The sequence below is a fragment of the Hymenobacter siberiensis genome, assembly GCF_018967865.2.
Taxonomy (GTDB): domain Bacteria; phylum Bacteroidota; class Bacteroidia; order Cytophagales; family Hymenobacteraceae; genus Hymenobacter; species Hymenobacter siberiensis.
Map to the genome: position 1 here is coordinate 139140 of NZ_JAHLZY020000003.1, position 10361 is coordinate 149500.

A 10361-nucleotide genomic window follows, 5' to 3' on the forward strand; every position below is an offset into this window, starting at 1 on the left:
GCCGCAGCGAATGCCAGACCAGAACGGGCCAGGCGTGCTACAATTACTATAACCAAAATATAGTCAGTAGGTTATATTTATTCAAAGCGCTGCCGCTACCGCTCAAAGGCCGCGCACCGGGCCATTATGACCCGGTGCGTTTGTCATAATGATATGCTTGCGGGTCGGGGCACCGGGTTCCGCCCCCAGCAATGGGGCGGCAGCGCGTGTTGAGGCCGCCGCCCAGTGCCGGGCTGCCGGCATTTTTGGCGGTCATCACAGAATAAATAGCGGCCCTTCTTCCAGCCGTTAGGACTGGCTTCCATTAACTGGCCCAGGCCAATACTTCAGCATATCAACATCTGGCGGGACGTGGTTTGCAACAGTCAGCCGGTCGGCTGGAAAGGAGTTGTTCCGAGTAATTAAACGGAGTCTGGCTTCCGCCATCGAATCCACCATCCGCTTGTTGTGTCTGCTCATTGCTGTCGCTTACCTATGAACCCCACCGAAACGCTTGCCAACGGTAGTACCGACACCTTAGTCCTGCCCGTACCCTTTGCCGCTTTAACCGCCTCGGTTACCGCCTATGCGCTCGTGCACTACCGCTACCAACCCGAGCGCACGGCCACCGTGCTGCCCGTGGCCGTGCGGCTGGGCGCGCCGGCTGATTTGCTGGCTCCGGTGCTCCAGCTGCATCTTTCGCTGGATGATGCGCAGCGGGTGAGCACGCTGACTGCCGAGGCCGCACAGCAAATCCGCACGGCGCTGGCGGCATTGCCACCTGATTGGGAGCCGGCAATGCAGCCCTGGCACCTGCAAATGACGCCCGACAGCGCCGACACACCACCCGCCTGGGAAAGCAAAGTTACGTTTTTGGATGATGACGTGACGTTTGCCGTCGCCGACCGGCCCGCTACTGCCGGCCATTTGCAGGCTGTATTCGAGCAGCTCGGGCCCACTACCGAAACCACGGTGGGCCGGCTACAATTTCTGGGTACCGCCGAGCTGATGCAGCTAGCCGAATTTGCCCAGAGCCCGGTGCAGCTGCCCGCCGGCGCTCCCGCGCGGCTGCACGAGTGGTTTGAAGCCAGCGTGCAGCAGTACCCCACACGGCCGGCCCTGCTGGGGCCCGCCGGCCCCGTGAGCTACCGCGAGCTGGACGAGCGCGCCAACGCGCTGGCCGACTATCTGCGCGCCACGGGCGTACAACCCGGCGATTTCGTAGGCCTGTTCATCGCAAAATCGACGGAGCTGTACGTGGCCATGCTGGCCGTGCTCAAGGCCGGGGCCGCCTACGTGCCCCTGGACTTAAGCTTTCCGGCCGAGCGGGTGGCCTTCATTCTGAGCGACTGCGGGGCGCGCCTGCTGCTGACGGCCGGGCCGCCCCCCGCTCCCGGCGAGTGGGCCGGCACCGCCCTGAACCTGCACCAGCTACCGGCTTATCCGGCCGAGAGCCGGCCGGCCGCCCCCGCCCCCGTGCTTTCGCCCGACTCGCCGGCCTACGTCATCTACACGTCTGGCACCACCGGCCTGCCCAAGGGCGTGGTGCTGCCGCACCGCAGCATTGGCCATTTGGTGCAGGCCGAGCAGGCCTTGTTTCAGCCGACTGCCGACGACCGGGTAGCGCAGGGCTTTTCGGTGGCTTTTGATGCTTCGCTGGAAGAAATCTGGCTGGCCTGGGCCGCCGGCGCGGCGCTGGTGCCGGTGCCCGACGAGGTGATGAAAGCGCCCGACGCGCTGCCAGCGTTTCTACTGGCCCAAGGCGTCACGGTGTTTTCCACGGTGCCCACGCTGCTCTCGCTGCTCGATGCGCCGGTGGCCACGGTGCGCCTACTCATTCTGGGCGGCGAAGTGTGTCCGGCCGAGCTGCTGACGGCCTGGGGCGGGACCAGCCGGCGCATCGTGAACACCTACGGGCCCACGGAGGCCACCGTCATCGCCACCAGCGCCGACTACGTGCCGGGCCGGCCGCTCACCATTGGCCGGCCGGTGCCGGGCTACGTGGTGCGGCTGCTCGACCAGGCCGGGCAGGCCGTTGCCCCGGGCCTGGAAGGCGAAATCTGCCTGGGCGGGGCCGCGCTGGCCACCGGCTACCTCAACCGCCCCGAGCTGACGGCCAGCAAGTTTATTGAAGCAGATGCCCCCCAGCCGGCGTTGCGCGGCCGCTTCTATCGCACTGGCGATTTGGGCCGCTTCACGACCGGCGGCGAAGTGGAGTTTCTGGGCCGCATCGACACGCAGGTGAAGCTGCGCGGCTACCGCATAGAGCTGGCCGAAATCGAGGCGCTGCTGTTGCAGTTTCCGGGCGTGCGCAACGCCGCCGTGGCCCTCAAAACCGGTCCCGACGACGTGCCCCGGCTTATTGCCTACCTCATTCTGGCCGCCGGCCACGCGCTGGACGAAGCCGCGCTGCGCCCCTTCCTGCGCACCCGGCTGGCCGCCTACATGGTGCCGGCCCTGTTCGTGGAAATGGGCAGCTTCCCGGCCCTGACCAGCGGCAAAGTCGACCGCAAGGCCCTGCCCTACCCGCAGGGCACCGCAGCGGAGTCGGACCGCGTGCTGGTGGCCCCGCGCACGCCCGCCGAAGCGGCCCTGCTGCCCATGTGGCAGCAGCGCTTCGGCACGAAGGCCATTTCCGTCATCGACGACTTTTTTGACCTCGGCGGCAACTCGCTGCTGGCTTCGCTACTGGTATCGGAGCTGCGGCGGCGGCCTGAGTTTGCCGGCCTCTCGGTGCGCGACCTCTACGCCGGCCGCACCATCGAGGGCCTGGCCCGCTGCGCGGTAACGCCCACCGAAGCCGATGCGCCCACGACCGGCTTCAGCACTGAGCCGACCGCCACCAGCCCCGCCGCTTCGACGGGCGTGCGGGCGGTCACGGCGGGACTGCAGCTGCTTTCGGCTACTTTATTCTACGCGCTGCCCGTCACCACGCTGCTGTTTTCGTTGCGCCGCACAGGCATGGCGCACTGGCACTGGCTGCCGCTGCTGGGCCTGTCCCTGGCCTCGCTGCTGGCCTATCTGCCCCTGTATGGCCTGCTGGTAGTGGCGGTGAAGTGGCTCGTTATCGGCCGGTTTCGGGCGGGCAACTACCCGCTGTGGGGCTTCTATTACCTGCGCTTCTGGCTAGTGAAGAAGGCCGTCGAATCGGTGCCCGCCTACCTGCTCACCGGCACGCCTTACCTCAATGCCTTCTACCGCCTGCTGGGGGCACACATTGGCCCGCACGTCCACCTCAACTCCAACCGTCTGCTGGCCTTCGACCTGATTACCATCGGCGCGGGCGCCAGCATTGCCCCCGAGGCCGGCCTGCTAGGCTACCGCGTGGAAGCCGGCCGCCTGCTGCTGGGCCCCATCGAAGTAGGTGAGAATGCCTACGTGGGCCTGCGGGCGGTGCTGCGCAACAATTCGCGCCTCGGGGCCGAGGCCGTGCTCGAAGACCTTTCGGCCCTGGCCGCCGGCCACGAAGTGCCCGCCTACGAGGTGTGGGCCGGCTCGCCGGCCCGGCGCGTGCGCACCCTGGCCCCGGCCGACTGCCCGCCCGTGCTTCGGCCCGGCCAAAGCACCCGCCTGGGCTTCCTGGCCCTGCAAACCGGCGCGCTGCTGCTGGTGCAGCTATTACCAGCGGGCAGCGCCCTGCCGGTGGTGGGCTTGTTCTACGAGGCCGTGCTGCGCTACGGCTGGCTGGCGGCGCTGGCGCTGCTGCTGCCCCTCTCCACGCTCTACGTGGTGCTTTCCATCCTGGTCTCGGCCCTGTTTGTGCGGGTGGGCACCAGCCGGCGCGGCGCGGCCACGCACTCGCTCTACAGCCGGGCCTACGTGCAGCAATGGTTCGTCGATGCCATTCTGGCCGAGAGCCTGCGCCTGTTGCGGCCGCTGTACGCCACCATCTACACGCCATTTTACCTGCGCCTGCTGGGCGCGCGCATTGGCCGGCGGGCCGAAGTTTCTACGCTAAATCACCTCTCGGTCGACCAGCTGACGGTGGGCGCGGAGGCTTTTCTGGCCGATTCGGTCAGCATCGGCGCGCCGCGGGTGCAGCGCGGGGTGCTCACCATCGCGCCCACCGTTATCGGGGCGCGCTCGTTTATCGGCAACAGCGCAGTGGTGCCCGGCGGCACCACGCTGGGCAGCGGCGTCTTGATTGGGGCACTATCCACAGCCCCGGCAACCACGCCCGCCGACGATACCTCGTGGGTGGGCTCGCCGGCCTTTGCCCTGCCCAACCGGCCGGTCAGCCACGCTTTTCCGGCCAGCCTCACCTTTGCCCCGCCGCGCCGGCTGGTGCTGGCCCGGGGGCTGATTGAGTTCTTCAAAATAACGCTCCCCTATTGCTTCGCTTTCCTGAGCTTCGGCCTACTCTATCACTACTGCGTCGAGCACCCGGCGCTGCCCTTCTGGCGCGTGGTGCTGGGCGGCACCGGTATTTTTCTGACCTCCATTTTCAGCCTGACCCTGCTCACGGTGGCGCTCAAATGGACGATAATCGGACGCTACGTGCCGGCCGAGAAGCCGTTGTGGTCGTCCTTCGTCTGGCGCAGCGAATTGGTTAATTCCCTGTGCGAAAGCTACGTGTATCCGTTCTGGGAGGCGCTGCTGCTGGGTACGCCGTTCGCGGCCATTTTCTTTCGCTGGATGGGTTCTGACTTTGGCAAGCGTGTCTATCTGGATACCACCGAAATTACGGAGTTTGACCTGGCCCACGTCGGCGACCAAGCCGAGCTGGCCAGCGGCGTCACCGTCCAGACCCACCTCTTTGAGGACCGGGTGATGAAGATGTCGCACCTGCGCATTGGAGCCGGGGCCTCGGTGGGCGTGTCGGCCGTGGTACTCTACGATTCGGAGATGGAGGCCGGGGCCCGCCTGCGCAGCCTCTCGCTGCTGATGAAGGGCGAACGGCTGCCCGCCCACACTACCTGGCAGGGCATTCCGTGCTCGTTCGTGCCGTAGTGGCGGCATCCCCGTTGCCGTTTTATCACTGCTGGCGGACCCGCCTCGGCCCGGTGACCCCGGCCGCGCTGGCCAAACTGTCGGCTGCTGAGCAGGCCCGGCATGCGCGGTTTCTGGCAGCCGGACCCGCGCAGGCTTATGCCGGGGCGCACGTCTTTTTGCGGGCCGTGCTGGGGCACTACACCCACCAGCCCCCGGCCGCGCTGGCCCTGGGCGTGGACGCCCGGCAAAAGCCTATCCTGACCACGGACCCGCCCTTGTGGTTCAACCTGAGCTACCGCGCCGACTGGGCCTTGCTGGCCGTTTCCAACCAGGGCGAGGTGGGCGTTGACCTCGAAGCCATCCGGCCCGTGGCCGGGGCGGCAGCCCTGGTCGACTACCTGTTTTCGCCGGCCGAGCGCGCCGTGCTGCGGGCGGCGGGGCGCTCCGCGTGGCGGGCGCTGTTCTACGCCATCTGGACCCGCAAGGAAGCCTGGGCCAAGTGCTCGGGCATGGGACTGGCGCTGCCGTTCGCGGGCTTCTCGGTGGCGCGGCGGCGCGGTTCGGCCATTGCCTGGCAAGTGCCCGGCCCCGGCCAGCTCCAAGGCTTCGCGGTGAACGAGGACCACGCGGGCGCGCTGGCCTGCGCGGCACCAACGGCCGTTTGCTGGCAGCATTTTGATTTTCCATCCCGGCTGCCGGTGGCGGCCATTCCATTTCCCAGATGAAGTTTTTCGTGGCCCTGTTGTGGGCATTGCCGTTTTTTGCTGCCGGCCAGGTGCTGCCGCCCGCTGCCCCCAACCCAGCCCCGCCCGTGGCGGCGGCCGACAGCAGCGCCGGCTGGGAGCTACGGCTCGATTATGAGGCGCGTACCAGCTACCTGGGCCGCGAATACGGCAGCCACGCCTACTCCCTCAACCCTCAGGTGAGCTACTCGGCCGCCAATGGCCTTTACGGTCGGCTCGAAGGCCTGTATTTCAGCCCCGTGCGGCCGGGCTACGTGTACACCAGCCTGGAGCTGGGCTACGCCGGCGAGTTTACCGATAACTGGAGCTACTCGCTGTCGGGCAGCCGCACGTTCTACGCCGAGCGCATCACCAAAAAGGATTCCGTGCTGCGCAATAACCTGGAAGCCTACACCCAATATACCCTTGGCCCAGTGGCGCTGGGCCTGGACTACAACTTCCTGTTCGACCATTTCCAAGCCCATACGCTTGGTCTGAACCTAAGCCTGCCGCTGGAAAAAGCGCACTGGCTGGGCTTTGATAAGGTGAGCTTTACGCCAGCGGCGGAGCTCGACTGGGGCTCGTCGCTGGCGCTGCTGCGCTTCGGCACCCTGGCCACGCCGCTCGACCAGAACTTTGCCAAAATCGACCAGCCCACCCTGCGGCTGGTGCCGCTGGCCTACGAGTTCAGCTTTCCGCTGGAAGTGCAGCGCGGCCACCTGGCCCTGAACCTAGCCGGCCACCTGCTGGCCCCGCTGCGCGTACGCGGCGAAACCCAGGCTCCGCCCTCGTTCGGCTACCTGAGCGCGGCCCTTATTCTCCGGCTGCCCGCAAAACCGGCAGAGTAGCCAGACGTTGGAACGTATCGAAAAGTGTGGGCAATACCGCCGTAGGAGATGCTACGATTCGATGCTGCCCAAATTAACCAGGTCCTACGGCTGCCCAAGGCTTTTTAAGGCCCTCGCAACGTTTCGGTTTTTCATCCCGGCGACCAGTGGGGGTTGGTGGCCGGAACCGCACAAGATGTACGGTTTTGGGAGTAGCCGGCGGGTGGGTGTGCCCTGCGACAGAAACCCTACGAGTGAGGAGCCGGCCATTTCCCCATGTGGCCACGCCGAGCAAAGGCCTTCCACGAGGCTCACACCAAAGAATTTATATTACTGAGGATAAGGGCGACCAGGCTATGGGCCAGCACCCGATGGGCAGTTTCGTTGAGGTGCGACGTGTCGACGAACATCTGGCGGTCGGGACGCAGCACCCGGTGCGAATCCAGCCAGTACCGGTTGGGCAGGTTGGCCAGAAGCCCCCGAAATAGCCAGCCGCCGAAATTCCGCAGTGCGTTGTCGGCCGGAACGAGGCAGGGAAACGGCGACAAAAAGACAAACGCCGTATTGGGGTGCTGCCGCATGCAGTCGTTCAGGGCCCGAAAGCTACGGCGGTATCGGGCCGAAAATACCCACAGCGCCGCCGTGAGCAGGCCCGTGGCCGTGATGCGGACGTAGTAGGCCAATCGGCCGATGGGAAGGGCCGGCCCCACGCTGCTCATTGGCTGGGCCGCGCCGGCGAGGGGCTTTTTGCTACTGGGTCGGATGCCCAATGCCCGGCACAGCTGGTGCCCCAGGCTCCGCCAGCTGGCCGAGAACTCGTGGTTGCCCAACTGCAGCACCACATGCGAGGGGTGCAGTGCGCTAATGGCTGCCAGGTGCTCGGGCAGTTGCACAAAGGACAGGTTAGGCACCTGCGCCACCACTTCGCCCTGGAGCAGTTCGGCGAGCAGTTTCGGAAAAGCATGGTCGGAGGAGATTGCATAGCCCGCCACGTGGCAGCCACCCAGGACAATTATTTCAATACGCTTCATGCGGCAGAATGGGGGGAAAGCCCCTTTAAGAAGTCAGTTAAGTGCTTGCTCCAAATTAAACAGTTGATGCATTTGACACAACTAACTGATAATAAACAAGTAAAAAATACTATCAGCTAAAAGCTAATGGTTCGGCACTTAGAAATTAGAATCGATAGAAGATGCAAGATGCACTCGATTTTCTGAACTGCACTATATTCTGTTTAAATTATCTTTTTTCTACAAATCCTTGTTTACTTTCAGGGGGTTGTAAGCTATGGAGGTAGTGGCTAGAGCCAAGGCTTATAACAGATACTACTGTTCAGAATACAGGAACAAGGTCTTGGAACGTCCCCCGGCGCATGGAACAGCCCGTTATTACTTCGTCGGTGGCGCCGTTGCGGTGCTTGGCCACGTCGAACAATACCGTGTCGTGGGTCGGGCTACCGTCTTCGTATTCGGTAATGTCGTAGTACTTAAAAGCGCCAACAAGCAGTTAACTAGTCCGGAAAAAGCAGCACGGTTGAGCGGCTTTTTCCGGACTGGCCGAGAGCGGATGCGGGAACTATCGCAATCAGGGCTGCCGGTGAACTGCCGGTGCTGGCCGGCTTCGTCAGTGCAACGTTCGGCGCGCCGAAGGAGCCGCAATGCTATTTACTTCGCCCCGCAGCTAGCGGGAGTGGTTAACTGGATATTTAACAACGGGTTATGGCAAAGGTTTAAGCCGGCGCACCCTACGCCGGCAATTCTGGTATGCCGAGCTTAGCCGCTCGCATCGGGCCATGACGTTCGGGCTGCAGGGAGGCAACTGCGCACCGGAGAGCTGCAGCAATTCAGGCGCCTTTATGGCAGGTTCTGGGCTAGAGAATGCTGGAGACGACGTTGACCCCGAGGGCGACAACGGCGGTGTTGAAGGCAAAGGAGAGCAGGCCGTGGACGAGGGTGAGCTGGCGCATGCGCAGGGAGGTAACGCCGGTGTCGGAGGTCTGGGCAGTCATGCCAATGGTGAAGGCAAAGTAGGCAAAGTCCCAGTAGCGGGTGGGCGGGTCGCCGGGAAACTGCAGGCCCCCGAGTTCATCCGGCGGGGAAGCGGTCGGGTCCTTGCTGAAGTACACGTGGGCGTAGCGCAAGGTGAAGAGCGTGTGCAATAGGAACCAGGCCCCTACCACGGCCACCACCGACACCGCCACCTGCTCGGCCTGCTCGCGCGGGGGTAGGGCCTTGATGCCCCGCAGCAGCAAGGCTACGGCGAAGAGGCTCGCCCCGGCCGCCAGCAGCACGGCCACGAAAGTCCAGGTGCGGCCGGGGTCCTGGCTGGTGGCCACCCGGCGCAGGTGCTCGGTATCGGCCGTGGCGATGGTGGCCCAGGTCAGAATTAGAAGTACTAAGCAGAACCCGTCCCAGCCGGCTACCACGCGGGTGCCGGGGTGAAAATCGGCCGGAGCCAAGCCCGCGCAGAGGGCGCCGGCGGCTAGCGCCCAGCCCACCCGTTGCAGTGCGCGCAGGTTCAGTAGCCGGTGCAGTCGGCGACGCCGCGGTACCCGGGCCGTTATAGCAGAAGAAGCCATTGGATGGCAGGAGAAGAAATTTATAGGAAGCAGTACTGGCGTATTTAGACCGCGATACCGCGCGTTAATCGGCGGCCGCCCGGAGCGGATGCCAGCGCCAGCCGTCGCGCGGATTAAATTCCAGGGATGGGGTTGGCAGCTTTAGAAACTGGCTGGCACCTAGCAGCATATGACCGGTGGAACCAATGGGTGCCAGCCGGGCCAGGTCGAAGTCAGGGGCCAGGTAGAACTGGCGCACGCGCCGGAAAACGAGGGGGCGGCCATCGGCCCCGTATAGCGGCGGGTTGGCGCTACCCCCGGTCATCCCACTGCCACTGTAGCCCAGGTCGAGGTTTAGCCAGCGCGGAAAAGAGGGACCTACGGGCAGTACGCTCGCTACATTCACCGACAGCCAGTACTGCTGGCCATTGTAGTCCTTCAGCAGTTGCGCAAAACGGTGGCGGCCCAGCAATTCCGGCCGGTACTGCGGGTAAATACTGCTCCGGAAGCCATAGCGAAGGCTCAGGGGTTGCTGGCCCAAGCCCACTTGCTGGCCCACAAACAGGGCAATACCAGCCGCATTGGCCGCCATGTCGCCCTTCGAAAACCCCCAGCCTTCGGAATGGCCGTCGAACACTTCAATCGTGCTCTGAAATAGCAGCGCGATAGCCCCGCCAGTAAGTGCCGCAGTCCGGTCGGGCACGCCGCTCCAACGAAACAGCTCGTATTCGCCCCGGCTGATGGCGTAGGTCGTGGTGGCGTGGCCCACCTTATCCATTTGCAGCCACTCGTTATTGTCGTTAAAGTAGTGGAAGGGGACGCGCTTGGTGTACCACGTTTTGCCCAACAGGTAGGTGCTGAGGGCGTATAGTACCGTTGTGCCCACCACGACGCCCACCAGCCGTGCCGAATTGAGGCCATCCTGGGGGGTAATCGGGTCGGTCAATACCGTGACTGGTGGCAGCGTTTGAGCAGCCACTGGTGCGCGGCCAAAAGTCACGACGGTGCTTCCAAGGCAGGCAATCAGGCGAATGGTGCGATGCAGCAAAGCAGAAGGCTTGCACTCATCGCGAGGTAGGGTACGGGGTCGTACCCTACCTCGCGATGAGTATAATTAACTGTTTGAATTTACTTCTTGCGAGCCCGCTCGCTCTTACTGCTGTACACCCATTCGTACACCGTGGGCAAAATCAGCAGGGAGAGAATGGTGGCCGTTATCAGGCCGCCGATGACGACGATGGCCAGCGGCTTCTGCGTTTCGGAGCCGATGCCGTGGCTGAGGGCGGCCGGCAGCAGGCCCAGCGAGGCCATCAGAGCCGTCATAATAACCGGGCGCAGCCGCGA

At 64.3% G+C, this 10361-nt stretch carries 7 protein-coding genes; 3 read left to right on the plus strand and 4 right to left on the minus strand.

What is annotated here, in order from left to right:
- The first annotated feature begins 474 nt into the window (after nucleotides 1-474).
- Genes KQ659_RS21300 through KQ659_RS21310 form a run of 3 tightly spaced genes read left to right on the plus strand, consistent with a single transcriptional unit; the run spans nucleotide 475 to nucleotide 6481 of the window.
- Nucleotides 475-4929 carry a Pls/PosA family non-ribosomal peptide synthetase gene (locus KQ659_RS21300; RefSeq protein ID WP_216690849.1) on the plus strand — a complete coding sequence of 1485 codons (4455 nt, stop codon included), beginning with the start codon at nucleotides 475-477 and terminating at the stop codon, nucleotides 4927-4929.
- The gene (locus KQ659_RS21995) at nucleotides 4911-5636 is read left to right on the plus strand and encodes a 4'-phosphopantetheinyl transferase family protein (protein WP_216690850.1); all 726 of its coding nucleotides are present in this window, start codon (nucleotides 4911-4913) and stop codon (nucleotides 5634-5636) included. Before KQ659_RS21300 ends, KQ659_RS21995 begins: the two co-directional genes overlap by 19 nt.
- Nucleotides 5633-6481 carry a hypothetical protein gene (locus tag KQ659_RS21310; protein ID WP_216690851.1) on the plus strand — a complete coding sequence of 283 codons (849 nt, stop codon included), beginning with the start codon at nucleotides 5633-5635 and terminating at the stop codon, nucleotides 6479-6481. The genes KQ659_RS21995 and KQ659_RS21310 overlap by 4 nt, the downstream gene beginning before the upstream one ends.
- Nucleotides 6482-6771: 290 nt before the next feature.
- Here KQ659_RS21310 and KQ659_RS21315 read toward each other — a convergent pair whose 3' ends face one another.
- From KQ659_RS21315 to KQ659_RS21330, 4 genes are all read right to left on the minus strand, one after another.
- Nucleotides 6772-7491, minus strand: a complete 720-nt coding sequence (locus tag KQ659_RS21315) for an SGNH/GDSL hydrolase family protein (RefSeq protein ID WP_216690852.1) — start codon at nucleotides 7489-7491, stop codon at nucleotides 6772-6774.
- An 839-nt stretch (nucleotides 7492-8330) separates the two neighbouring features.
- The gene (locus tag KQ659_RS21320) at nucleotides 8331-9038 is read right to left on the minus strand and encodes a DUF1345 domain-containing protein (protein ID WP_216690853.1); all 708 of its coding nucleotides are present in this window, start codon (nucleotides 9036-9038) and stop codon (nucleotides 8331-8333) included.
- A 64-nt stretch (nucleotides 9039-9102) separates the two neighbouring features.
- Nucleotides 9103-10065: a DUF2279 domain-containing protein gene (locus tag KQ659_RS21325; RefSeq protein ID WP_226930200.1), complete on the minus strand. Its 963-nt coding sequence runs from the start codon at nucleotides 10063-10065 to the stop codon at nucleotides 9103-9105.
- 80 nt (nucleotides 10066-10145) lie between these two features.
- A partial coding sequence (locus KQ659_RS21330) for an efflux RND transporter permease subunit (protein ID WP_226930202.1) occupies nucleotides 10146-10361 on the minus strand: 216 nt, incomplete at its 5' end.

Excerpts from the sequence above, each read along its gene's own strand:
- KQ659_RS21300 (WP_216690849.1), top strand. The coding sequence starts at position 475 with ATGAACCCCACCGAAACGCTTGCCAACGGTAGTACCGACACCTTAGTC.
- KQ659_RS21310 (WP_216690851.1), top strand. The coding sequence starts at position 5,633 with ATGAAGTTTTTCGTGGCCCTGTTGTGGGCATTGCCGTTTTTTGCTGCC.
- KQ659_RS21315 (WP_216690852.1), bottom strand. The coding sequence starts at position 7,491 with ATGAAGCGTATTGAAATAATTGTCCTGGGTGGCTGCCACGTGGCGGGC.
- KQ659_RS21320 (WP_216690853.1), bottom strand. The coding sequence starts at position 9,038 with ATGGCTTCTTCTGCTATAACGGCCCGGGTACCGCGGCGTCGCCGACTG.